The sequence below is a fragment of the Actinoplanes xinjiangensis genome, assembly GCF_003148685.1.
Taxonomy (GTDB): domain Bacteria; phylum Actinomycetota; class Actinomycetes; order Mycobacteriales; family Micromonosporaceae; genus Actinoplanes; species Actinoplanes xinjiangensis.
Genome location: NZ_QGGR01000048.1, coordinates 10,801 through 32,474, shown reverse-complemented (window position 1 = coordinate 32,474; position 21,674 = coordinate 10,801). Strand labels below are relative to the sequence as shown.

Annotated in this window: 31 protein-coding genes; 15 read left to right on the top strand and 16 right to left on the bottom strand. The window is 71.6% G+C overall.

All coding sequences use genetic code 11. The features are described 5' to 3' along the window. Positions 1-16: 16 nt before the first annotated feature. Complete coding sequence (locus tag BC793_RS46680; protein WP_109603100.1) at positions 17-586, top strand: CGNR zinc finger domain-containing protein; 570 nt, start codon at positions 17-19, stop codon at positions 584-586. Here BC793_RS46680 and BC793_RS46675 read toward each other — a convergent pair. From BC793_RS46675 to BC793_RS52095, 5 genes are all read right to left on the bottom strand, one after another. Further along, positions 568-1,233: a hypothetical protein gene (locus BC793_RS46675; protein ID WP_146246771.1), complete on the bottom strand. Its 666-nt coding sequence runs from the start codon at positions 1,231-1,233 to the stop codon at positions 568-570. The genes BC793_RS46680 and BC793_RS46675 overlap by 19 nt on opposite strands. 120 nt (positions 1,234-1,353) lie before the next feature. Then, on the bottom strand, positions 1,354-1,656 hold the full coding sequence (locus BC793_RS46670; RefSeq protein ID WP_158319578.1) for an anti-sigma factor antagonist: 303 nt from the start codon (positions 1,654-1,656) through the stop codon (positions 1,354-1,356). After that, entirely contained in the window at positions 1,653-2,054 is a 402-nt protein-coding gene (locus tag BC793_RS46665; protein WP_109603097.1) for an ATP-binding protein, read from the bottom strand. The genes BC793_RS46670 and BC793_RS46665 overlap by 4 nt, the downstream gene beginning before the upstream one ends. A 95-nt stretch (positions 2,055-2,149) precedes the next feature. Continuing rightward, complete coding sequence (locus BC793_RS52100; protein WP_239170738.1) at positions 2,150-2,485, bottom strand: STAS domain-containing protein; 336 nt, start codon at positions 2,483-2,485, stop codon at positions 2,150-2,152. After that, positions 2,482-2,769 (bottom strand): GlsB/YeaQ/YmgE family stress response membrane protein, encoded by a 288-nt coding sequence (locus BC793_RS52095; protein ID WP_239170737.1) that lies wholly within the window; start codon positions 2,767-2,769, stop codon positions 2,482-2,484. The genes BC793_RS52100 and BC793_RS52095 overlap by 4 nt, the downstream gene beginning before the upstream one ends. 125 nt (positions 2,770-2,894) lie before the next feature. Here BC793_RS52095 and BC793_RS46655 point away from each other — a divergent pair, with 125 nt between their 5' ends. The 5 genes from BC793_RS46655 (at position 2,895) to BC793_RS46635 (ending at position 6,714) form a co-directional block, all read left to right on the top strand. Further along, positions 2,895-3,578, top strand: a complete 684-nt coding sequence (locus BC793_RS46655) for a response regulator transcription factor (RefSeq protein ID WP_109603095.1) — start codon at positions 2,895-2,897, stop codon at positions 3,576-3,578. Further along, positions 3,575-4,918: a sensor histidine kinase gene (locus tag BC793_RS46650; RefSeq protein ID WP_109603094.1), complete on the top strand. Its 1,344-nt coding sequence runs from the start codon at positions 3,575-3,577 to the stop codon at positions 4,916-4,918. The genes BC793_RS46655 and BC793_RS46650 overlap by 4 nt, the downstream gene beginning before the upstream one ends. After that, the gene (locus BC793_RS46645) at positions 4,915-5,484 is read left to right on the top strand and encodes a GerMN domain-containing protein (protein WP_109603093.1); all 570 of its coding nucleotides are present in this window, start codon (positions 4,915-4,917) and stop codon (positions 5,482-5,484) included. Before BC793_RS46650 ends, BC793_RS46645 begins: the two co-directional genes overlap by 4 nt. A gap of 90 nt (positions 5,485-5,574) precedes the next feature. After that, entirely contained in the window at positions 5,575-5,841 is a 267-nt protein-coding gene (locus tag BC793_RS46640) for a DUF3040 domain-containing protein (protein WP_109603092.1), read from the top strand. Positions 5,842-6,051: 210 nt separating this feature from the next. Continuing rightward, entirely contained in the window at positions 6,052-6,714 is a 663-nt protein-coding gene (locus BC793_RS46635; RefSeq protein WP_146246770.1) for a 2-phosphosulfolactate phosphatase, read from the top strand. Here the strand turns inward: BC793_RS46635 and def are convergent. Beyond that, the gene (def, locus tag BC793_RS46630; RefSeq protein WP_109603090.1) at positions 6,698-7,207 is read right to left on the bottom strand and encodes a peptide deformylase; all 510 of its coding nucleotides are present in this window, start codon (positions 7,205-7,207) and stop codon (positions 6,698-6,700) included. The genes BC793_RS46635 and def overlap by 17 nt on opposite strands. A 148-nt stretch (positions 7,208-7,355) precedes the next feature. Between def and BC793_RS46625 the strand changes: the two genes are divergently transcribed. From BC793_RS46625 to BC793_RS46605, 5 genes are all read left to right on the top strand, one after another. Further along, positions 7,356-8,258: an MBL fold metallo-hydrolase gene (locus BC793_RS46625; RefSeq protein ID WP_109603089.1), complete on the top strand. Its 903-nt coding sequence runs from the start codon at positions 7,356-7,358 to the stop codon at positions 8,256-8,258. 17 nt (positions 8,259-8,275) lie between these two features. Continuing rightward, a complete protein-coding gene (locus tag BC793_RS46620; protein ID WP_109603088.1) occupies positions 8,276-9,472 on the top strand; it encodes an MFS transporter in 1,197 nt (398 codons plus the stop codon). A gap of 72 nt (positions 9,473-9,544) precedes the next feature. Then, positions 9,545-9,964, top strand: coding sequence for a nitroreductase family deazaflavin-dependent oxidoreductase (locus tag BC793_RS46615; protein WP_109603087.1), 420 nt, complete (start codon positions 9,545-9,547; stop codon positions 9,962-9,964). A gap of 75 nt (positions 9,965-10,039) precedes the next feature. Continuing rightward, on the top strand, positions 10,040-10,447 hold the full coding sequence (locus BC793_RS46610; protein WP_109603086.1) for a hypothetical protein: 408 nt from the start codon (positions 10,040-10,042) through the stop codon (positions 10,445-10,447). Beyond that, entirely contained in the window at positions 10,444-10,644 is a 201-nt protein-coding gene (locus BC793_RS46605) for a helix-turn-helix transcriptional regulator (protein WP_109603085.1), read from the top strand. The genes BC793_RS46610 and BC793_RS46605 overlap by 4 nt, the downstream gene beginning before the upstream one ends. A gap of 90 nt (positions 10,645-10,734) precedes the next feature. Here BC793_RS46605 and BC793_RS46600 read toward each other — a convergent pair whose 3' ends face one another. Both BC793_RS46600 and BC793_RS46595 read right to left on the bottom strand, forming a co-directional pair. Then, positions 10,735-10,953 carry a DUF397 domain-containing protein gene (locus BC793_RS46600; RefSeq protein WP_109603084.1) on the bottom strand — a complete coding sequence of 73 codons (219 nt, stop codon included), beginning with the start codon at positions 10,951-10,953 and terminating at the stop codon, positions 10,735-10,737. 9 nt (positions 10,954-10,962) lie between these two features. Beyond that, on the bottom strand, positions 10,963-11,832 hold the full coding sequence (locus BC793_RS46595; protein ID WP_239170736.1) for a helix-turn-helix domain-containing protein: 870 nt from the start codon (positions 11,830-11,832) through the stop codon (positions 10,963-10,965). A gap of 214 nt (positions 11,833-12,046) precedes the next feature. Between BC793_RS46595 and BC793_RS46590 the strand changes: the two genes are divergently transcribed. The 3 genes from BC793_RS46590 to BC793_RS46580 all read left to right on the top strand — a co-directional run bounded on the left by BC793_RS46590 (position 12,047) and on the right by BC793_RS46580 (position 13,416). After that, entirely contained in the window at positions 12,047-12,277 is a 231-nt protein-coding gene (locus tag BC793_RS46590; RefSeq protein ID WP_109603083.1) for a hypothetical protein, read from the top strand. Beyond that, the gene (locus BC793_RS46585; protein WP_109603082.1) at positions 12,267-12,719 is read left to right on the top strand and encodes a hypothetical protein; all 453 of its coding nucleotides are present in this window, start codon (positions 12,267-12,269) and stop codon (positions 12,717-12,719) included. The genes BC793_RS46590 and BC793_RS46585 overlap by 11 nt, the downstream gene beginning before the upstream one ends. A gap of 70 nt (positions 12,720-12,789) precedes the next feature. Continuing rightward, positions 12,790-13,416 (top strand): maleylpyruvate isomerase family mycothiol-dependent enzyme, encoded by a 627-nt coding sequence (locus tag BC793_RS46580; RefSeq protein ID WP_158319577.1) that lies wholly within the window; start codon positions 12,790-12,792, stop codon positions 13,414-13,416. Positions 13,417-13,610: 194 nt separating this feature from the next. Here BC793_RS46580 and BC793_RS46575 read toward each other — a convergent pair whose 3' ends face one another. After that, positions 13,611-14,228, bottom strand: coding sequence for a TetR/AcrR family transcriptional regulator (locus BC793_RS46575; protein WP_109603080.1), 618 nt, complete (start codon positions 14,226-14,228; stop codon positions 13,611-13,613). A gap of 343 nt (positions 14,229-14,571) precedes the next feature. Next, positions 14,572-14,865 (bottom strand): hypothetical protein, encoded by a 294-nt coding sequence (locus BC793_RS52090; RefSeq protein ID WP_239170735.1) that lies wholly within the window; start codon positions 14,863-14,865, stop codon positions 14,572-14,574. A gap of 89 nt (positions 14,866-14,954) precedes the next feature. On the opposite strand from BC793_RS52090, the gene BC793_RS52085 reads away from it, so the two are divergent. Next, entirely contained in the window at positions 14,955-15,308 is a 354-nt protein-coding gene (locus BC793_RS52085) for a hypothetical protein (RefSeq protein WP_239170734.1), read from the top strand. Between the two features lie 183 nt (positions 15,309-15,491). Here the strand turns inward: BC793_RS52085 and BC793_RS46565 are convergent, their stop codons facing one another. The 6 genes from BC793_RS46565 to BC793_RS46540 are packed head-to-tail and all read right to left on the bottom strand — an operon-like array spanning position 15,492 to position 21,650. Further along, positions 15,492-17,456 carry a methyl-accepting chemotaxis protein gene (locus BC793_RS46565; protein ID WP_109603079.1) on the bottom strand — a complete coding sequence of 655 codons (1,965 nt, stop codon included), beginning with the start codon at positions 17,454-17,456 and terminating at the stop codon, positions 15,492-15,494. A 58-nt stretch (positions 17,457-17,514) separates the two neighbouring features. After that, the gene (locus tag BC793_RS46560) at positions 17,515-18,231 is read right to left on the bottom strand and encodes an ABC transporter ATP-binding protein (protein WP_109603078.1); all 717 of its coding nucleotides are present in this window, start codon (positions 18,229-18,231) and stop codon (positions 17,515-17,517) included. Continuing rightward, positions 18,204-19,028, bottom strand: coding sequence for an ABC transporter permease (locus tag BC793_RS46555; protein WP_109603077.1), 825 nt, complete (start codon positions 19,026-19,028; stop codon positions 18,204-18,206). The genes BC793_RS46560 and BC793_RS46555 overlap by 28 nt, the downstream gene beginning before the upstream one ends. Then, positions 19,025-19,972, bottom strand: coding sequence for an aliphatic sulfonate ABC transporter substrate-binding protein (locus BC793_RS46550; RefSeq protein WP_109603076.1), 948 nt, complete (start codon positions 19,970-19,972; stop codon positions 19,025-19,027). Before BC793_RS46550 ends, BC793_RS46555 begins: the two co-directional genes overlap by 4 nt. Then, on the bottom strand, positions 19,969-20,496 hold the full coding sequence (locus tag BC793_RS46545; RefSeq protein WP_109603075.1) for a flavin reductase family protein: 528 nt from the start codon (positions 20,494-20,496) through the stop codon (positions 19,969-19,971). Before BC793_RS46545 ends, BC793_RS46550 begins: the two co-directional genes overlap by 4 nt. Beyond that, positions 20,496-21,650 carry an LLM class flavin-dependent oxidoreductase gene (locus BC793_RS46540; protein ID WP_109603074.1) on the bottom strand — a complete coding sequence of 385 codons (1,155 nt, stop codon included), beginning with the start codon at positions 21,648-21,650 and terminating at the stop codon, positions 20,496-20,498. Before BC793_RS46540 ends, BC793_RS46545 begins: the two co-directional genes overlap by 1 nt. Positions 21,651-21,674: the final 24 nt, after the last annotated feature.

Genomic DNA, 21,674 nt, shown 5'->3' with positions numbered 1-21,674 from the left:
CGAGAGGACATGACCGATGAGCAGCCCACCGGTGGACCCCCGCCCCCTGATCGGGGAGCCCCTGCCACTGGACCTGATGAACACCCGCTGGCTGGACGACGACGGCTCGTACGACCTGCTGGAGATGCCCGGCGGCCTGACCGTCTGGTTGGCCTCCGCCGGTCTCACCGGCACCGTTCCGGACTCGCGGGAGACCCTCGACGCCCTGGTCGCCACCCGTGCCGCGCTGTACGCGGTGAGCCTGCCCGACCGCACCGACCCCGCGCACGCCCGCGACCTTCTCAACGGGATCCTGCGTCACGGCCGGATCCGGCGCCTGCTCGGCGCGGACGGACCGCAGAGCGTGGTCGAGACCGACACACCCGCCTGGCTCGCCGCCTGGCAGGCCGCCGAACACTTCCTGCGCCTGCTGGAGGAGAACCCGTCGCGGCTCCGCAAATGCGCCAACCCCGACTGCGTGCTGCGTTTCTACGACATCTCCAAGGCCGGCGCCCGGCGCTGGTGCTCGATGGCGGCCTGCGGCAACCGCGCCAAATACCGCACCCATGCCGCCCGGCGGCAGAGCCGTCAGCGCCCGGCGGTCTGACCGAGGCGCGCGACGGCCTTACGGGTGATCGCGGTCAGGTCGACGTCCTGCGGCTCGTACGTTCCCATCAGGACCACGACGACGCTGCGGCTGCCGATGGCCACCACCGCGATCGAGGTGTTCGACCAGCTGTCGAAGTAGTCCTCGTGCGCACCTTCCGAGGCGCCACCGGACTTGGTGCGGACGTGGACACCCAACGCCGCCGACCGGTCACCGATCGTCGGCATCGTGATCGGTGACATGGTGATCTCGCGGCGCGGGGTGTCGATCGCGGGGCAGCGCTTCGGCATCGCGACGGCCGCGTCCACCAGGGCGCGGGCCGTCTCGGCGCCCCGATCGGCCACCACCTCGGCCAGCGCGTGGTCGCTGCTCTCGCCCTCGCTCTCGTCCTCGAGCAGGAACGTCACGCTGACCGATCGCTGCCACGTGAAGCTGCTGTAGGACAGCTCCGCCGGCAACCGGCAGGGCGCACCCCGCCCGATCACTTCGAAGAGATCCGCCTGGTACGGGTTGTCGTCCGCGGTGACGACCTGATATCCGGCCGGCAGATCCGCCGTGGTGAGCAGCAGCGCGTCCATCCCGGGAGGCGGGCCCGCGGCCGGCACCACCAGGGCACACGCGGCGACCAGTCCAGCAGCGACTCCCACGGTGCCCTCCCGATGACGATGCGTCGACCGGGCCACCGTAGATCGGCTCGCGCGGGTCGCGGGCCGGTATCGCGAGGATGAAAGCCTTTGGAGTCGGTCGGATGCGGAAGTCCCGGATGCCTACCGGCTGAGCTCGTCGAGGACGCCGGTGACCTGGAGGACCCGGCGGGTCACCCCGTGGGCGTTCGCCAGCTGGAACGCGACGCCCTGCCGGGCGGCCGCCGACCGGCTGTGCACCAGCGCCTGGATGCCCGACGAGTCGCAGAAGTCCAGGTCGACGGCGTCGATGACGAGGCTGCGCAGGCGGGCCCCGGCCAGTGCCGTGGTGACCTGGTCGTGCAGTTCCTGAGTGGTCGACATGTCCAGCTCACCGGAGAGGCTGAGCCGGGCCACACCGTCGTTGTACTGCGAGGTGATCTTCACGGATGCTCCCTGTCGGTATCGGGGTAGGGCCGTAGCTCGGCCCGGACCCGCTTGCCGCCCTCGTGCTCCTCGACGTGCCAGCGGCGCGTCAGCGCCTCGACCAGCACCAGCCCCCGCCCGCCCCGGCCGTCGGGTTCCCGGCGGCGGGGCACGACCGCCGAGCCGTCGGCGACCGACACGACGACCTGCTCCCCGTACGCCTCCAGACCGATCACCACGAAGCCCGCGCCGTGCTGGACCGCGTTGGTCACCAGCTCACTGACGACCACCGACATGTCGGCCGTCCAGTCGTCGTCCACGTAACCCCAGGCGCTGAGCACCGCGAGAACGGCCTTGCGGGACGTGCGTGGCGAATCCACGCCCAGCGGAACGTCGAACTGTGCGGTCAGAGCAGTCATCAGGCACCCGGTCGTGTCGCAGCGCGCCGGAGAGCCCGACCGCCCGCGTCACAGATTAGACCCGCAGGCCCCGGGGACGAAACAACCCGGGCGCGTCACGCCATCGCGGCGGGCCGGGACAGCGCGGACAGCGCGGCCCGCTGATCCGGGAAGATCGGGAACACCCCGTCCAGCCGCATGGTGTGCAGCACGGTGAGCACGAACCGTGACGGTGCCACCAGGCACAGCGTCGCACCGTGCTGCCGTGCGGAGCGGTGCGCGCGCACCAGCAGCCCGAGTCCGGCGGGGTCGATGGTCCCGGCGTCGCGCATGTCGACCACGAGGTCCCGGCCGGCCTCGGCCGTCTCGATCAGCGCCGACCGCAGCCGGTCCGCCAGCCGCTGATCCAGATCGGACGGCAGCACGACCACCAGCGCGGGGAGGCCGCTCACCGGATCTCCCCGGACGAGGGGGTGCCGGGCCGGTCGGCGGTCAGCGCCACCAGCGTGACCCCGGCGGCCGCGAACAGCACCTGCAACACGAACTCGACGAGCGTCGGCCCGGGCCCGTCGGTGGCCGCCATCCGCGTGAGGACGGTCGCCAGCAGCGCGGCGGCCACGCCGGCCGCGAGCGGCAACCACACCGGCACGGTCCGGCAGCGGGCGGCCAGCATCCGCCCGGCGGCCCCGATGACGGCGCCGACACTCACTGCCGCGATCAGACTCAGCCCGGTCATCGGCGGTCTCCTTCGCTCCTCGACGTCCGCCAGACTGCCCGCCCTGATCTGCGGAAGTTTCCCGCAACCATGACAGTTGCGTGACAAACGGGCCGATCGCGGATACGCGCGACAGGATTGACGGCATGAGTGCGGTGCTTCTGATCGAGGACGACGACCGGATCCGCCTGTCCCTGGCGATGGCCCTGGAGGACGAGGGATACACGGCCCACGCGGTGGCGACCGCCGAGGAGGGCCTGACCGCCCAGCGCCGCTACCGGGCGGACACCGTGCTCATCGACCTCATGCTGCCCGGTATGGACGGCTACGAGTGCATCCGGCAGATGCGCCGCGACGACGACGTGCCGATCGTCGTGGTCAGCGCCCGCGACGACACCCATGACATCGTGGCGGCCCTGGAGGCCGGCGCCGACGACTACGTCGTCAAACCGGTGAAGGTCAAGGAACTGGCGGCCCGGCTGCGGGCCCTGCGGCGCCGCGGCCGGTCGGCCGGTCAGCCGCTGCCCGGGACGTCGGTGCAGACGTTCGGCGATCTGGAGGTACGCCCGGAGGCCGGCGAAGTCCGGCTGGGCGGCGAGCCGGTGCCGGTGACCCGTACCGAGTTCCGTCTGCTGTGCGAACTGGCCGACCACCCCGGCCTGGTCCTGTCCCGCCAGCAGCTGCTCCAGCGGGTGTGGGGCCACGAGTTCGGCGACGAGCGGGTGGTGGACGTGCACGTCGGCCGGCTGCGGCAGAAGATCGAGCGGGAGACCGGCAGCCCACGGCACCTCGTGACGGTCCGTGGCCTGGGCTACAAGCTTCAGCCGTGAGACCGATCGGTCTGCGGGCCCGGGTCAGCGCCGCCTTCGCCCTGGGCGCGCTGATCCTGTCGGCGTGCGTCAGCCTGGTGTCGTACGAGTCGGTCCGCAACACCCTGTTCGCCGAGCGGGAGCGGACCGCCGTGCGGGCCACCTACTACGACGCGACCGTGGTGGACGCCGGGATCGCCGGTCCCGCCCCGGACGTGCTGGAGGTGCTGCGGTCGCTGGACACCGGCACCGACCGGTATGTGCTGCTGCACCTGGACGGGCGCTGGCACTCGCGCAGCGCCGACCTGGCCGTCGACACGGCCGTACCGCCCGGGCTCCAGGAGATGACCGCGAGCGGTGAGGCCGGTGCGCAGCGCATCCGCCGGGACGGGCGGCCGGCCCTGATCGTGGGCGTCCCGCTGGCCGGTGAGGCGGTGTTCTACGAGATCGTCTCGCTGGGTGAGCTGGACCGTACCCTCCGGACACTCGCCCTGGTCCTGACCGCTGTCGCGATCATGGTGGCGGCCGCCGGCGCGGCCGTCGGCTGGTATGTGACCCGCCACGCGCTGCGCCCGGTGACCGCCGTGGCCGAGGCCGCCCGCGGGATCGCCGGCGGTGACCTGACCACCCGTCTCGACCCCGCGACCGAACCCGATCTCGCCCCGCTCTCCGCGGCGTTCAACGACATGGCCGACCAGCTGGCCCGCCGGCTGGAACGGGACCGCCGCTTCGCCGCCGACGTCAGCCACGAACTGCGGTCCCCGTTGCAGACGCTGGAGGCCGCCGCCAGTGTCCTCGACCGGCGCCGCGACCAGCTCGACGACCGCGCCGGTGCCGCCGTCACCCTGGTCACCGCCGAGATCACCCGCTTCCAGGCGCTCGTCAACGATCTGCTCGAACTGGCCCGCACCGACCAGCCGGCCCACCGCGAACCGGTCGACGTGGTGGCGCTCGCCGAGCGGGTCTGCCGCTCCCGTGAGCTGCCCGCCGACCTGGTCGAGACGGTCCCGGGCACCGCGTCGGCCTGGTCGGTCGACCGGCGCCGGGTCGAGCAGGCGCTCGGCAACCTGATCGACAACGCGGTCCGCTACGGCGGTGGACCGGTCGCCGTCCGCATCGGTCCCGGCTACCTGGAGGTCGACGACGCCGGACCGGGGGTGGCCGAGACGGACCGGGCCACCATCTTCGACCGGTTCGTGCGCGGCCCCGCCTCCCACGCCCGTGGTGACGGCGACGGCACCGGCCTCGGCCTGGCCATCGTGGCCGGGCATGCGGCCGCCCACGGCGGTGACGCCGGGGTCACCGAGCGCCCCGGCGGCGGCGCCCGCTTCCGCATCACCCTTCCTGGAGCCGGGACATGAGCGGCGTACGCGGCACCGCCACCGCCCTGACCTGCATCGTCCTACTCTCCGCGTGCGGTGTTCCGGCCCAGGACGAGCCGCACCCGGTCACCCTGCCCCGGCGCCCGCTGAACGGAACCGCCTCGGCCACCACCGGCGAACCGGCCGGCGAGGTCGCCCAGGTGATCTGCCTGACCCGCGACGACCGGCTGGTGGAGACCGTCCGCCGGTCCGGGGCCGGGCTGGGCCCGCAACGCCAGCTCGACCTACTGGTGGCCGGCCCGACCCCGGCCGAGCAGGCGCAGGGCCTGACCACGGCGCTGGCTGCCACCGTGCTGCGGGTGACGGTCCCGGCGGGGAGCACCACGGCCGCCGTCGAGATCAGCGTGCCCGAGGAGGGCGCGGGCCGGATCGACGAGGCGGTCGCGTACGGCCAGATCGTCTGCACCCTGACCGCCCGCCCGGACATCGCCGCCGTCCGCTTCCTCCGTGACGGACAGCCGCTGCAGGTGCCCGACGGTGACGGGGCGGTCACCGGCGCCCCGCTGACAGCGGCCGACTACCGCTCCCGGATCGACCCGCCGTGAAAACCGATCGCCGCAGGACATGCCGGTGGTTGCCACGACGGGGTATGCATGGATGAGCAAGGTTCACGTACCGATGGGCGGTGACCAGAGTTGTCCACCAGAGACACACGCCGGCAGTTCGAAGAGATCGTCGGAAAACTGGCCGCGGAGGACCCGTCCCTGGCCCGCCCGGTCCGGATGGTTCCGAAGCGGGTGATGCTGTCGGTTCTCGCGGTCGTCGGCGCCCTCGTCTGGGCCGGCCTGTCGGTGCTGATGGTGGTCTGGGGCGCCGTCGGGGTGGCGATCACCTGCGTCACCGTGGCCGTCGCGGTCGGTCTGGGCCTCTACCGCAGGCGGCGGCTCTCGTCCAACAGATGACCGGGTGACGGCGCCCGAACCGGTACGCCGTCACCCGATGCGGATCAAGACCTCGCATGGCCTCGAAACGGAAGTATCCGCCCCCGCCGTGGCATTTCCGTCCCCGTTACATGACAGCGGCGTGACAGTTCCGGGCCGGCCGTGACACGGGAATGCTGTTGCCGGGCAGCGCCTGTGGGGGAACGATCGGCGCTCGTGTCGGTCATCGGTATGGATGCACAGGTGCCACCCGGCCGGGTCGTCGTCGTCATCGACGTCATCCGGGCGTTCACGACGGCGGCGGTCGCCTTCGAGCGGGGCGCCGCCGAGATCGCGTGCGCACCGTCGGTGCAGGCCGGCCGGGAACTGCGGCGGCGGCTCCCGGATCGTCTGCTGGTGGGCGAGTCCCACGGGCTCCGGCCGGCCGACTACGACCTGGGGAACTCGCCGTTCGAGATGTCGACGGCACCGGTGGCCGGCCGGCGCCTGATCCAGGCGACGTCGAACGGCACGGTCGGGCTCGCCCGCTGCCGCGGCCCGGTGGCGCTGCTCGCGGCATCGGCACGCAACGTCGGCGCCACCGCCCGATGGATCACCGCGCACCACGCCGGGGTGCCGTGGACGATCCTCCGCACCGGACGGACCACCGAGGACCGGGCCTGCGCCGGCCACCTGGCGGCACTGCTCGGCGGGTCGGCGCCGGACCGGGCGGACCTGGTCGCGGGCGTACGGGCCGGTGCGGCCGAGCACGCCGGCAGGTACGCCCGGAAACCCGCGTCCGAACAGGTCGACCTGTCCCGGGACCTGAGCTTCTGCTGCGACGTCGACCGGTCGGACTTCGCGATGACCGGCGAGGTCCGCGACGACCACGTCGTCCTCACGGCGGTGGCGTGAGACCCGCCTCGCGCAGCAGCTCGTCGCGCTGCGCCCGGGGCAGCAGGTCGACGTAGAGGGTCCCGTTGAGATGGTCGGTCTCGTGCTGGAGGCAGCGCGCGAAATAGCCGGTCCCGGTGACCGTGACCGGCTTTCCGTCGAGGTCGGCGCCGGTCACCGTGGCGACCGTCGCGCGCGGCACCGCGGCCCGCGGGCCGGGCACCGACAGGCAGCCCTCGGTGCCGTCGTCGACCGCGTCCGACGTCGACGTGATCACCGGGTTGATCACGTAGCCCTTCTGCCGCACGTCGTCGGCGTCCGGGCAGTCGTAGACGAAGATCTGGGCGTCCACGCCGATCTGGTTGGCGGCCAGACCGACCCCCTTCGCGGCGTACATCGAGGCGAACATGTCCTCGATCAGGTCGCCGAGCGCCCGGTTGAAGACGGTGACATCGGCACAGCGGCGGTGCAGCACCGGCGTGCCGTAGTAGGTGATCGGTCGAGCGTCAGCCACCGCCGAACCCTATCGCCGCCGGCCGCGCCGCCCGGACCCGGCCGCGCCCGCCCGCCGATATCCTCGGTGTCCGTTGACGTTCCGAAGTGCTCCCCGCCGCCTCGCCCGCCACCTACTCTGCGATTCCGCTGCCCACGGAGGCCGAACGATGACTGAGATCGCGACCGGTTCACTCGACGTCAGCTGGATCCACGGCCGCCGCGGGGAGCCGCCGATCCAGATCCACTTCTACGACGAGCGCACGGTCATCCTGCGCCAGAGCAAACGGCTCGACTACGAGGCGCCGTTCCTCTACCTGCTCTTCGGCGCCGACCGGGCGCTGCTGCTCGACACCGGTGCCACCGCCGACCCCGCGCTGTTCCCGCTGCGTGCCACGGTCGACGCGCTCGTCGACGCCTGGCTGGCGAAGCATCCGCGCGAGGGGTATGAGCTGGTCGTCGCCCATTCGCACGGGCACGGCGACCACGTGGCAGCCGACGCGCAGTTCGCCGGCCGTCCGGCCACGACGGTGGTGCCGCACGGCGAGGAGGCGGTCCGGCGGTTCTTCGGCTTTCCCGGCGGGCTCACCGGCTCGGTTCTGTTCGACCTGGGCGGCCGCGTTCTGGAGGTCCTCGGCTCGCCGGGGCACCACGACGCCGCCGTCACCGTCTACGACCCGTGGACCGGCATCCTGCTCACCGGCGACACCGTCTATCCGGGCCGTCTCTACATCGCCGACTACCCGGCCTTCCGCGAGACCCTGGTGAGTCTGGTCGCCTTCGCCGGGACGCACCCGGTGACGCACGTCCTCGGCTGCCACATCGAGATGACCCGCAGGCCGGGCCGCGACTATCCGCTCGGCGCGAGGTTCCAGCCGGACGAGCACGTGCTGCCGTTGACCGTCGCCCAGCTCACCGCGGTCCGCGACGCCACCGTGCGGGCCGCCGGCCGGCCCGGCATCCACCGGCACCCCGACTTCATCCTCTACAACGAGCCGGGCGGCAGAGAAAAACGCAACCTCCTGGTACGCGCAAAGCTCCGCCGCATCCAGGAGGCGTTCCTGCGCCGCTGATCCAGTTACCATCGCCGATGACCAGTACTCTCCGTGCCCGTGTCGCGGTGGCGTCGAACGCCGCGTTCTACGGTCAGAGCACCGTCGCCCTGCCGCTGACCCTCGCCGCGAACGGGGCGTCCAAGGCGCAGATCGCCCTCTTCTTCGCGGTCGGTGCCGTGGTGGCCGCCGGCCTCAACCTCCTCGGGGGCCCGGCTCTGCGGCGGCGGGGTTCGCCCTGGTGGGGCCCCTCGGTCTGCGGTGTCGTCGCGGCGCTGGGCACCCTGCTCGTGCTCGCCACCGCACCGTCTCCGGCGATGTACCTCGGCGGTGCGGCGATGATGACGATGACGCTGGTCTTCCCCCATTACCTCAGCGTCATCGGCGGCCGTGACGTGGCCGGGCCCGCCCGTCTGGTCGGGCGGATGCGCCGGGTCTTCGTCATCGGCTACCTCGGCGGTCTCGCCCTGGCCTCGGCCGGTGGGCTCCTGCACAGCCTCGACGACGACTTCCAGCCGCTGTGGATCGCGGCCGTCCTCGCGCTCATCGACGGGCTCATCCCCCTGGGTGACAGAAGACCTGCCCCGGCGGCCGTGGTGCCCGCTCCGGCGGCCGCCGTGCCCGCTCCGGCGGCGGCCGGACCCGGCCGGCGGTTCCGGGCCGGCGTGACGCTGCTGATCTGCGTCCTGGCGGTGCTGCTGCTCCGCGCCGCCGACGCTGTCCGCCTGGTCTACCTGCCGTTGTTCATGGTGGATCAGGGCCTGTCCGGCACGTCCGTGGCGCTGCTGCTGCTGATGTCGGTCGCCGCGGAGGTCCCGCTGCTGGGCCCGATCACCGCCCTGGCCGACCGGATCGGCAGCCGCCGCGCGATCGTACTCATCGCCGGCGTGGGCCTGGCGTCGTTCGCGGTGATCCCCACGGTGGGCGGGATGGTCGCGCTGATCGTCTCCCAGTTGCTGTACGCGGTGTTCGCCGCCGGTTTCCAGAGTGTCGGCATGGTCCTGCTCAGCGACGTGATGGACGGCGGCCTGGGGGCTGGAGCCGACGTCTACACCGGCATGGTCCAGGTCGGAGCGGTGTTCGGCGTGGCGGCCCCGTTGCTGGTGCCGGGGTACTCGGCCCGGATCTTCCTGCTCGGCGCCGCGTTCTGCCTGGCCGCGATGGTGTTGCTGATCGCGGTCAGGCGCCGCCTGCCGCCGGTCGGTGTCCGTGCCGCCGACGGCCGACGGCGGTGACCCGTCGGCGATCCCGCGCCGCGCCGCCGGTGAAGGCGGGCGCCGGACGCGCCCGGCGGCGAGGATATGGATATGAGCGACTGGAATACGCAAGTCATCGAGGAGTTCCGGGCGAACGAGGGCCGGGTGGGTGGCCCGTTCGAGGGGGCGCCGATGGTGCTCGTCCACCACCGGGGACGCAAGTCCGGGCAGGAGATGGTCAGCCCGATGATGTATCTGCCGCACGAGACCGACGACGACGTCGTCTACGTGATCGCCTCGAAGGGCGGCGCCCCGGAGAACCCCGGCTGGTATCACAACCTCGTCGCGGCCGGCCGGGGCGAGGTCGAACGTGGCACCGAGACCTATCCGGTGACGGTCCGCGAGCTGACCGGGGACGAGCGCGATCAGCGGTTCGGTGAGCAGGCCCGGCGCTACCCGGGGTTCGCCGGTTATGCCGAGAAGACGGCCGGGATCCGTACCATCCCGGTCCTTGAACTGACCCGCGCCTGAGCCCAGAGGTAAATGACGCCTTCCATCAAGTCAGGTTTGCTTGACTTGATGGAAGGTTCACTTTACTTTTGTTCCATGGCTGAACAGGCACAGCGTGACCATGAGGGCCGGGCGGCCCGCCGCGTCGTCCTCATCGACGGACTGCCCGTGGTCATCCTCGGCGGGGTGGCCCTGGCGCTCGGCAGCAGCCCGGAGCAGACCCCCGGGCAGAAGGCCTGGTGGATCGCGGCCACCGTGGCGTTCGCGCTCGGCATGGCCTGGGTCCTGCTGCGGGCGTTCCGGCGCGCCGACGAATACCTCCGCAAGATCCAGCTGGAGAGCATGGCCGTCGCGTTCGCGGTGGTCCTCGTGGCGTTGCAGGTGGCGGCCGTGCTCGACGCGGCGGGGGTGATCCGGCTGCACCAGGTCACCCAGCTGATCATCATCGGCGGGATGGGGGTCTGGCACATGACCGCCGACCTGCGGACCCGCTTCAACCGATGAGGAACCGGCTCCGCGAGCTGCGGGCGGCCCGGCGGTGGAGTCAGGCCGACCTGGCCGGGCGGTGCGGCGTCTCGCGGCAGGCGATCAACGCCATCGAGACCGAGAAGTACGACCCCAGCCTGCCCTTGGCGTTCACCCTCGCGGATGTCTTCGGCATGACCATCGAGGAGATCTTCGACCCCGGGCGCCGTTCTTGAAGCCGGTGGTGAAGGCCCTGAATTAACCATTCCCAAAGGTGACGGCCCGATCATCCCTTTTGGGTGACCGGGCCGTTGCTGTGTGACATTTCAAGCGGTCGGAACCGGGAACTCGCCCTTTCCGGCGCCGTCGAGGAAACAATCCCACTCGTTGGCATCGAAGATCAGGGGTTCACGTTCCGGATTCCGGGAATCACGGATGGCGACGAACGCGCCGACCTGCGCGAATTCGACGCAGCCACCGTTGTTCCCCGACTTGGTGGACTTGCGCCACTCCGCGCCGGTCAAGCTGACCTCGTACTTGTCCATAGGTGGCTCCTACTGCTCCAAGAACTGGCGGGCAACGGTGGCGATCAGGTCGCGGGATTGCTGCTTGCTGAGCGCCGCCGCGTTGATGTGGTCAAGGGCAAGGTTAGCCCGTCCCAGATCATCTTCCCGTTCGAGGTACAGGTTTCCGGCCTGCGACTCCACATACGCAACCGGCGTGTGCAAATCCTCTGCGAACTCGAATAACGTGAGGGCGCCCAACGTTCCCGGATAGCCGCCATTGGTGAACGGAACGACCTGAACCGTCACCCGTTTGGGCAGCGCCATCAGGTGATCGAGCTGACGCGACATCACGTCCCGGCCGCCGAGCTGCCGGCGCAGCACCGCCTCGTCGAGGACCACCCAGATCTCCGGTGGGTCCTCCGCGAAGACACGTTCCTGACGTTCCAGGCGGATCTGTACCTGCCTGTCCACCTCGGCGTCGGACAGCGCGGGATTGAGGCTCTCGGCGAGGGCGTGCGCGTAGTCCTTGGTCTGCAACAGGCCGTGGATCATCAGGGGCTCGAAGATCCTGATCTTCGTGGCCGCGGACTCCAGCCCGAGGAACGTCGCGAACGGGGTGGGCACCTGCCCGTACTTCGACCACCAGCCGCGCTGGGCGCCCAGACGGCGCAGTTCGAGGAGCTGGGCGCGCAGCGGTTCGGGGACGCCGTACAGCTCGAGCAGGGCCTCCAGCTCGGCCTGCTTCATCCCCACCTCGCCGCCCTCGATCTTCTGGATCTTGCTGACCGAGCAACCCAGGCGGCTGGAGGCGTCCTGCTGCGACTTGCGGGCGGCGTTGCGCAGCTGTGACATCTGCTCGCCCAGTTGCCAGCGCGGGATCGTGGGGCCAATGGGTCGCGGCATGCTGCTGTCCTCCATCGACGCAGATGTGATCGTCGGCCATCTTCGTCCGGTGTCGCCCGTACTTCAATGATTTCCCCCGAAAGAGATACGCGTTCCGGCATCACCCGATCGGGAACCAAAAACTTACGACATAAGATTGACGCCTCACGTTGGCCCAGCCACTCTGGATTCGACGACGCTCCGGTGCACCCGACTTCGATGGGGGCGACATGTGGCACGAGGAAGACGCGTGAACGGCGCCGGCCATCAACCGGACCAGGCCACCTACGACTGTGTGGCCTGCAAGAAGCCGTGGCCGTGCGACCCGGCCCGCGAGCATCTGCGGTGCAGCACCCCGGACGCGGTAGAGCTGAGCATGCGGCTCTGGACCGAACTGGAGCACGCCGCCGGCCCGCTGCGCCACGAGTTGCCCGCGGTGCTGTTCGACCGGTTCCTGAAGTGGTCCCGCCATGATCGCTGACGACGACTTCCGCGCCCAGCTCGCCGTCGAGCGCCGCCACCCCGGCTGGCAGATCGACCGCGCGATCCAGCCCCGGACGGTACGGCCGGACCTGCGCGTCCCGGCCGGTCACTACTGGGCCGTGCACTGGGAACTCGACGAGCCGTGCCTGGTCGCGGCCGACCTGGACGGCCTGATGTGGCAGCTCGACCAGCGCGACGCCGCCCGGGTCGCGGCGGTCCGGGAGATCACCGAGGCCCGGTGGCCGGGCTGGCGGGTCGGCTACTCCGGCGCCGGCCCGACCGGTGTGGCCGGCCTGGAGGTGCCGCCCGGCTACTTCTTCGCCGTCGGCCGGGGCCTGCGCCGCTGGCGGCACCGCCCGGTGATCGGCGCGAACCTGACCCAGCTCTGCGACCGGATCCGCGCGTCCATCCGGCCGACCACGACCGGGTGGCCCGGCTGACCGGGTCCCCGAGTCCATCCGGCCGACCACGACCGGCTGGCCCGGCTGACCGGATGCGACGATGTCCGATATGGATCTCATGGGGATGATCGCTGATGAACGCCGCCGGCTGGCCGATCTCGTCGAATCGCTGACCCCCGCGCAGCTTGCGACCCGCAGTCTGTGCGACGCGTGGACGGTCAAGGAGGTCGTCGGGCATCTGGTCGCGGCCGTCGCCGCCGCCAACGGGCCGGCGCTCCTGCTCCTGGTGCGCAGCGGCTTCAACATCCACCGGGCCAACGCCCGGCTGGCCGCCCGGATGGCGCACCGCCCGGCCGGTGAGCTGGCCGGGATGCTGCGCGCGCACGCCGAGAACCCGTTCCGCCCGCCGATCGTGGGTCACGCCGGGCAGCTCACCGATCTTCAGGTCCACGGGCAGGACATCCGCCGGCCGCTGGGGCTGCCGCACGATCTGCGGGGCGACCGGCTGCGGGTCTCGCTGGACTTCCTGGTCGGCGGCAGGGCGGTCGGGTTCGTGCCGAGACGGCGGCCGGCCGGGCTGCGGTTCGAGGCGACCGACCTGGACTGGGCGTCCGGGACCGGCCCGCTGGTCCGCGGGACCGGCGAGGCGCTCATGCTCGGGCTGACCGGGCGGCACGCCGCCCTAGGCGACCTCTCCGGCGACGGGGTCGCCGAGCTGCGCACACGGGTCTCCTGATCCGGCGTGCCGGCCCCCGGTAACAACGGAGCGCTGAGGTCACGGGTCTGTTCGGGTATCCGTTGCCACGCGGGGCGTCGGCCATGACTGGATGGCGGAGCCCGTCGTCACGCGCTCCGCTGTGGTGGTGGGCCGATGGCCGGCTGCATCGCCCGGGGGGTCGGCCGGCGCCCGGGGAGCCGGCCGGGGACGTTTCATGCCGCGGCGGCGTCGAGTGCGGGTGCGAGCGGGGTCAGCGCGGTGCGGACCAGATCCGGCAGGGAGCCCGACGGGACGACGAAGCCGGGCATCGACGGCGGCGTGGTCGTGCCGTGCAGCCACTGCTGGAGTGCGATCCGTGCGGCCGCGCCGACGGCTGCCGCCAGGACCCGGGCGGTCACCGGGTCGATGCCGGGATGCCGGGCGACGACGGCCCCGGCGAGCGGGCCCTCGATCGTGGTGACCGTGTCGACGTAGCAGGCCCGCAGGGCGGGACTGGTGGCGATCATCAGCAGGGCGCCCTGCTCATCGTCCTCCGGATCGTGGTACGACGCCACGACCGCGTCGATCACCGCCTCGCCGAGGCGGATCCCGGCGGGCCGGCCGGTCACCGCGCCGGCGAGATGGGCCGCGCGGTCCGCGGCGACCGCGGCGACGATCGCCTGCTCCCGGCTGGAGAAGTAGTTGTTGTACGTCCGCGGGGAGACGCCGGCTGCCTCGGCGATCTCCTCGACCCGGACGTTGCCGGGTCCGCGTTCGAGCGCGAGCCGTAGGGCCGCGGCCTGGAGTGCCTCCCGGGTGGCCTGTTTCTTGCGCTCCCGCAAACCGGTCATGGTGCCAGTCTGCCAGCCGCATGCGTGCACGCAAAATTGCGTGCACGCAATATTTTGCTACGGTGACGGCATGCGCGCTCACGGCATCGCCTACAACACCGGATTCCTCACCCCCACGACGCCGCTCGATCTCGACCGGGTCCGGCGGGAGCTGACCGTCATCCGCGACGACCTGCACTGCGACGCCGTCCACCTGGTCGGCGGCGACGCCGGGCGACTGGCGGCCGCCGCCCACATCGCCGTCGGCCTCGGCCTGGAGGTGTGGTTCTCGCCCTACCCGATCGATCTCACCCCCGGGCAGATCCTCGACCTGTTCCTCGACTGCGCCGGGCGGGCCGAAGAGCTACGCGCGGCCGGCGCCGAGGTCGTCTTCGTCGCCGGCGTCGAGCTGAGCCTGATGAACCGGGGATTCGTCGACGGTGACCGGCTCGGCGACCGGCTCGCCCAGCTGTTCGCCGGCCGGACCGCCGAGGCCCGCACCCGCCTCGACCGCTTCCTGCGCGACGCCGTCCCGGCGATCCGCGAGCGGTTCCACGGCCGGGTCACCTACGCCGCCATCCCGTTCGAGGACGTCGACTGGGACCTGTTCGACATCGTGACCCTGGAGCTGATCCGCAGCGCCGAGGTCGCCGGGCACTTCCGCGAGGCCGTCCGCGGACTGACCGCCCGGGCGAAGCCGGTCGCCGTCACCGGTTCGGCACCACGGCGTGGCGCGGTTCGGGTGACGTGGCACCGCGCAGCATGGAGATCGTCGAGTACGACCCGGGCACCGGTGTGCCGCTGCGCCTCGACGGCCATTACGAACGTGACGAGGCCGGGCAGGCGGCCTACTTCCGTGAGCTGCTCGAGATCTTCGACAGCGAAGGGGTGGACAGCACCTTCGCGTACCTGTTCGCCCTCGACGACTTCCCGCACCGGCCCGGCGGTGATCCCCGCGACGACCTCGACCTGGCCAGTCCCGGCATCGTCAAGGTCCTCGAGGGCCGCACCGGTGACACGTACCCGGGCCTGCCGTGGGAGCCGAAGGCCGCGTTCGCCGCGATCGCCGACCACTACGCCCGCCGGTTGCCCGCCGGATGACCGGGCGTGCCGGCCACCCGGGTCGACGTCGTCAGCGGCGGCCGTTGCGGCGGCGCAGCAGTACGACGATGCCGGCGACCACCAGGAGTACGGGCAGGAACAGTCCCCACATCAACCATCCGTTCATGCCGGCCAGAGTTCCAGCCCGGCGCCGGCCGCGGATCACCCGCGGCGGATGAGGCTTCAGTAGCGGAAGTTGTTGACGATCGTCGTCATCTCGGCGGACAGCCGGTTCAGGTCGGCGACGGCCTCCTGGCCGCTGCGCGCGTTCGCGGAGGCGCTGCGGGCCGCCTCGGCGACGTCGGAGATCGCGCCGGTGACCAGGCCGGTGTTGCCGGCCGCCTCGGACACGCTGCGGCTCATCTCCTGGGTGGTGGCGGTCTGTTCCTCCACGGCCGACGCGATCGACGTCGTGTAGTCGCCGATCGTGGAGATGACCTGCACGATCTCGTTGATCGCGGTGGCCGACGACGTGCTGATCGCCTGGATCGCGGTGATCCGGCCGGTGATCTCCTCGGTCGCCTGGGCGGTCTGCTGGGCCAGTTCCTTGACCTCGCCGGCGACGACGGCGAAGCCCTTGCCCATCTCGCCGGCGCGGGCGGCCTCGATGGTGGCGTTGAGAGCCAGCAGGTTGGTCTGCTCGGCGATGCTGGTGATCAGCCGGACCACGTCGCCGATCTCCTCGGTCGCCGTGCCGAGCTGGGCGACCTGGCCGTTGGTGCTCTCGGCGACGGTGCGGGCGTCGTTGGCGACCCGGGCGGCCTGCGCGGCGCTGCCGGCGATCTCGGCGATGGCCGCGTTCATCTGCTCGGCACCGGCGGCGACCGACTGCACGCTCTCGTTGACGGTCCGGGTGGCCTCGGCGGCGGTGCCCAGACTGTCGGAGACATGCACGACGTTCGCACTCAGCTGATGGGTGCCGTCGGCGAGCCGGTCGGCGGCGGCCCGCACGTCGGCGGCGGATCCGGCGATCCCGCGGACGGTGCCGGCGACCTTCTCCACGAACCGGTTGAACGCGGCCGCCAGCTGCCCGGCCTCGTCGTTGCCGCGTACCGTCGCCCGCTGGGTCAGATCGCCGTCGCCGTCGGCGATCTCCGCCATCCGGTCGCGGAGCCGCTCGATGGGCCGGACCACGCCGCGGGCCACCACCAGGGCGATCGCGGCGGCGACGAGCAGTACCACCGCCGTGATCCACAGGCTGATCTCCAGCGACCGGTGCGCACCTTCGAGGATCGTCGCGGTCGGCACGGTGACGATGAGTGACCACGTGTCGGTCTCGCCCAGAGGCAGCGGCGCGGCGATCTGCACCTGCTCGTCGTCGCCGTCGATCAGGCGCCGGGCGGGGGAGCCCTGCGTGAGGGCGTCCTGGGCGAGCCGGGCCGCGGCCGGGTCGGCGGGCTTTCCGGCCTGGGCCGGATCGCCGCCGCCGACGAGCAGCCCACCGGCGCTGACCAGGATGGCGTTGCCGGTGCCGAACGGTTTGATCCGGGCGAGGGCCTCGGCGACGGCGTCCAGGGTGATGTCGATACCGGCCACGCCGACGGCCTTGTCCCCGGCGAGGATCGGGACGGCGAGCGAGGTCATCAGCACGCTCTTGTCGCCGACCTGGTACGCGTACGGCTCCATGACCTTCTCCCGGCCACTGGTCTGCGCGATCAGGTAGTAGTCGCCGTCCCCCTCCTCGGTGTACGAGGTGAGCGCCGTCGACGTGATCGTGTCCCCGTCGCGGTACCAGTACGGCACGAACCGGCCGGTGGTGTCGTGCCGGGCGTCGCTGCCGCGGAACCGGGCGTCCCGCCCGTCGAACGCGTTCGGCTCCCACGCGGCCCACACCCCGAAGTAGCGGGGGTGCCGGTCGAGCAGCGTACGCAGCAGCGTGTTGGCCGTGCCCCGGTCGGCGCCGGCGGAGGACTCGGCGGCCATCGTGCCGCTGAGGTCGCGGGCACTGCCGAGCGCCGTCATCAGCTGCACCTGTAGTTCGGCGGCGTTGCGGGCGGCGATCTCCTGGGCGTACGCGAACCCGGTGTCCCGGGCCTCGGAGAGGTTACGCCGGGTGATGACGGTGGCGACGATCACCAGCGACACCCCGGCGATCAGTACGACGCAGACGATCAGGCGCAGTTTGATGCTCAGCCGGTTCAGACCCATCACACCGGAATCTTCGGCATGTGAGCGCCGCCACTAAGCCGAAATCTCAGGTCGGGCGTCAGACGACGGGCACCCCCAGCCGGTCGAGCAGGTGCCGCCGCAGTCCGCCGAAGCCGGGGTCGTCCTGGTGGCGGGGTTTGGGCAGGCCGATCGGGATCTCCTCGGCGATGCGGCCGCCCTCCAGCACCAGCGCCCGGTCGGCGAGCAGGAGAGCCTCGTCGACGTCGTGGGTGACCAGCAGTGCGGCGAAACCGTGCCGTTCCCGCAGCCGTACCAGCAGCCGCTGCATCCGCAGCCGGGTCAGCGCGTCGAGTGCGCCGAACGGTTCGTCGAGCAGCAGCAGTTCCGGCTCCCGGACCAGCGCCCGCGCCACCGCGACCCGCTGGGCCTGTCCGCCGGACAGTTCGGCCGGCCAGGCTCCGCCCCGGTCGCCGAGGCCCACCTCGGTCAGGGCGGCGAGCGCCCGCCCCCGGGGGTCGGCGCCGGTCAGGCCGAGCGCCACGTTGTCGGCGACCCGCTTCCACGGCAGCAGGCGATGCTCCTGGAAGACCACACCGTAGTGGGCGGGCACGGTGATGTGGCCGGTCGCGTCGGCGTCGAGTCCGGCGAGGGCGCGCAGCAGCGTACTCTTGCCCGATCCGCTGCCACCGAGGAGCGCGACCACCTCGCCCCGCCGGACCGTCAGGTCGGCCCCGTCGAGCACCGTCGTGTCGCCGAAGGCCCGGCGCAGGCCGGTGACCTCGACGATCAGGTCGCCTGTAGGCCGCGTCGCCATGCGAGGGTCCTCCGTTCCGCGATCCGGATGAGCGTGTCCGAGAGCAGGCCGAGCCCGGCGTAGACGAGGAGCCCGAACACGACGACGTCGGTCTGGGCGAACTCACGGGCCTCCATCATCAGGAAGCCGATGCCGGTCTGGGCGTTGACCTGTTCGCCGACGACCAGGCTGAGCCAGCCGGCGCCGATCGCCAGCCGCAGCCCCAGGAACAGCGACGGCAGCGCGCCGGGCAGCACCACGTGCCGCAGTCGCTGCCACTGGTTGAGCCCGCACGTGCGGGCGGCCTCCACCAGCCGCTGGTCGATGTCGCGGATGCCGGCATAGGTGTTGAAGTACAGCGGGAAGAAGGCGCCCAGTGCCACCAGGCTGATCTTCAGTTCCTCGCCGATGCCGACCCAGATGATCAGCAGCGGTACCAGGCCGAGGTGCGGCAGCATCCGGGCCATCTGCACCGGCGGGTCGATGGTGTTGTCACCGATGCGCAGCAGGGCGGCCGTGGCGGCCAGCGCCACGGCCAGGGTCCCGCCGATCACCAGCCCGATCGCGGCCCGGGTCAGCGAGTCGAGCAGGTGCTCCCACAGTGAGCCGTCGACGGCGAGCCGCAGGCCGGTCTCGGCGACCAGGCTGGGCGCCGGCACCTTCGCCTCGGGCAGCAGGCCGGTACGCGCGGCGGTCTCCCAGAGCACGAGCAACGTGAGCGGGCTGATCAGCCGGTACCAGCGGCGCGGCCCCCGGGACCGCCGTCGCTTCGCCGGCGCCGGTGTCCCGAGGACCGGGGCAGTGGCCGTCGTGGTCACAGGAACGCCTGGTTGAACTGCTCGTCGATGCGGGACGCGATGTCGATCTGCCCGGGGATCAGCGCCAGCTTCGTGAACCCGTCGGCGATCGTCTGCAGTTCGGCGCCGATTTCCCGGGTGATCGGGGCGAGCGGTTTGGCGCTGCGGGCCAGCGCGCGGGTGGTGGTCGGCTCGTCGATCTTCAACTCCGGCGCGAGGATCTTGGCGCGTTCGGCCGGGTGGGCGATGCCCCAGTCGGTGGTCGCCCGGTAGCTGGTGAGGAAGTCCTTGATCAGGGCGGTCTTGCCGGTGACGGCGTCCGGCGCGGCGAGCAGGTACTCGCGGTTGTTCGCCAGTCCGGTGGCGTCGGCGAGAACCTGCACCCCGGGTTGTTCGGCGAGCGCGAAATACGGGTCCCAGATGATCCACGCGTCGACCTGGCCGGAGTCGAAGGCGGGGCGGCCCTCGGCGGGCTTCAGGTATTTGACGTTGATGTCGGTGATGCTGAGATTCGCCTGTTCGAGGAGTTTCACAAGCAGCCAGTTGACGTTCGAGCCCTTGTTCAGCGCGACCGTCCGCCCTTTCAGGTCGGCGAACGTCTTGAAGCCGTTGGCGGCCTTGACCAGTACCGCCTCACCTTGGGGGACCGGTTCGCTGGTACCGATGATCCGGAAATCGATCTTGCCGGCGGCCGCGAAGATCGGTGGTGCCTCACCGGTCTGGCCGATGTCGATCGCGCCGGCCTTGAGCGCCTCGGTCAGCGCCGGCCCGCTCTCGAACAGTGACCATTGCGCGTCGGCGGCGTCCCCGCGCGCCTTGGACAGGCTCAGGCCCCCGAACCGCTGGTAGCCGATGCGCAGTCTCCCGGATCCGCCGCCGGATCCGGCGTCGTTGCCGCCGCAGCCGGCGAGGAAGGCGGCGCCCGCGGCGCCGATCAGAAGACGACGGCGGGAGGTGGGCATCATCGGATCTCCTCTTTCTGCAGGTACGGGGAAAGCCGCCCGAAGCCGGACCGGTGGAACACCAGCGGTCCGCCGGACTGATCGGCGCTGTGGTCCACGGCGTGCAGCCGCAGGAGCACGACGGTGTGGTCGCCGGCCTCCACCTCGCGGTAGATCGAGCAGTCGAAGCGGGCCAGCCCGTCGTCGACGGTGACCGCCCCGGTGCCGGTGACCGACACGGCCGCCTCGTCGAAGCGGTGCCCGACCGGCCCGGCCAGCCGCCGGCACAGCTCGCCGTGGTGGGCGGCCAGCACGGTCACGCCCAGGTGCTCGGCACGCCGCAGGTCCGGCCAGGTCCTGGAGGTGTTCGCGATCGACACCGACACCAGCGGCGGGTCGAGGCTGACCGAGGTGAACGAGCTGGCGGCCAGGCCCACCAGCGTCCCGTCGACGGACGCCGCCACGGCGACCACTCCACTGGGGAAGACCCCGAACGCCTGACGGAGGCGTACCGGATCGAGGTCCTGGTTCGTGGCGAACGATCCCATCAGCGCACGGCTCGTCCCGCGGTCGCGAACGGCATCGTCGTGTGCTGCCGCCGGCGTGGCCGCTCGTCCTTCCACAGGCCGCGCTCGGCCAGGATCGGCAGCACGCCCTCGCCGAACCAGTACGCGCCCTCCAGGTGCGGGTAGGCCGAGAGCACGAACTCCTCGATGCCGAGCGACGCGTACTCGGCGATCCGGTCGGCGACCTGCTCGTGGCTGCCGACCAGCGCGGTCCCGGCGCCGCCGCGGACCAGGCCGACACCGGCCCACACGTTCGGGTGGATCTCCAGATCGTCGGTGCGGCCCCGGTGCAGGTCGAGCATCCGCCGCTGTCCCTCCGACTCCGACAGCCGCAGTCCCTGCTGGACCTTGGCGATCGTCGCCGGGTCGATGCCGGCCAGCAGCCGGCCGGCCTCGGCCCAGGCCTCGTCGGCGGTGTCGCGGGTGATGGTGTGCATGCGGATGCCGAACCGGATGGTTCGGCCCTGTTCCGCGGCGAGGCCACGGATCCACGCGATCTTCTCGGCCACCGCCGCCGGCGGCTCGCCCCAGGTCAGGTAGACGTCGGCGTGCCTGGCGGCGACGATGCCCGCGGCCGGGGAGGAGCCGCCGAAGTAGATCTCCGGGACCGGATCCGGGATCTGCCCGAGGGTGGCGGCGTCGACGTGCAGGTGCTCGCCGTGGAAGTCGACGGTCTCGCCCGCCCACAGCCGGCGCACGATCTGCAGGAACTCGTCGCACCGGGCGTAGCGGGCGTCCTTGTCCAGGTGGTCGCCGTACATCCGCTGCTCGTGGCTCTCGCCGCCGGTGACCACGTTGAGCAGCAGGCGGCCCTCGGTCATGTTCTGGAAGGTGCCGGCCATCTGTGCCGCCAGGAACGGCGAGACCAGGCCGGGCCGGAACGCGACCAGGAACTTCAGGCGCTGAGAGGTCTGGCTGAGCATCGCCGTGCTCAGCCAGGCGTCCTCGCACCAGGCGCCGGTGGGGGTGAGCGCGGCGGTGAAACCGTTGTCCTCGGCGGCGCGGGCGACCTGGGTCAGGTAGGCGACGTCGGCGGGCCGGCCGGAGCCGCCGGGCGCGAGGCCGTGGCCGCCGCCGACGACATGCCGGCCGTCGCCGCCGTTGGTGGGCAGGAACCAGTGGAACTTCAGAGCCATACTCTATAGGTTCGCTAGACTTTG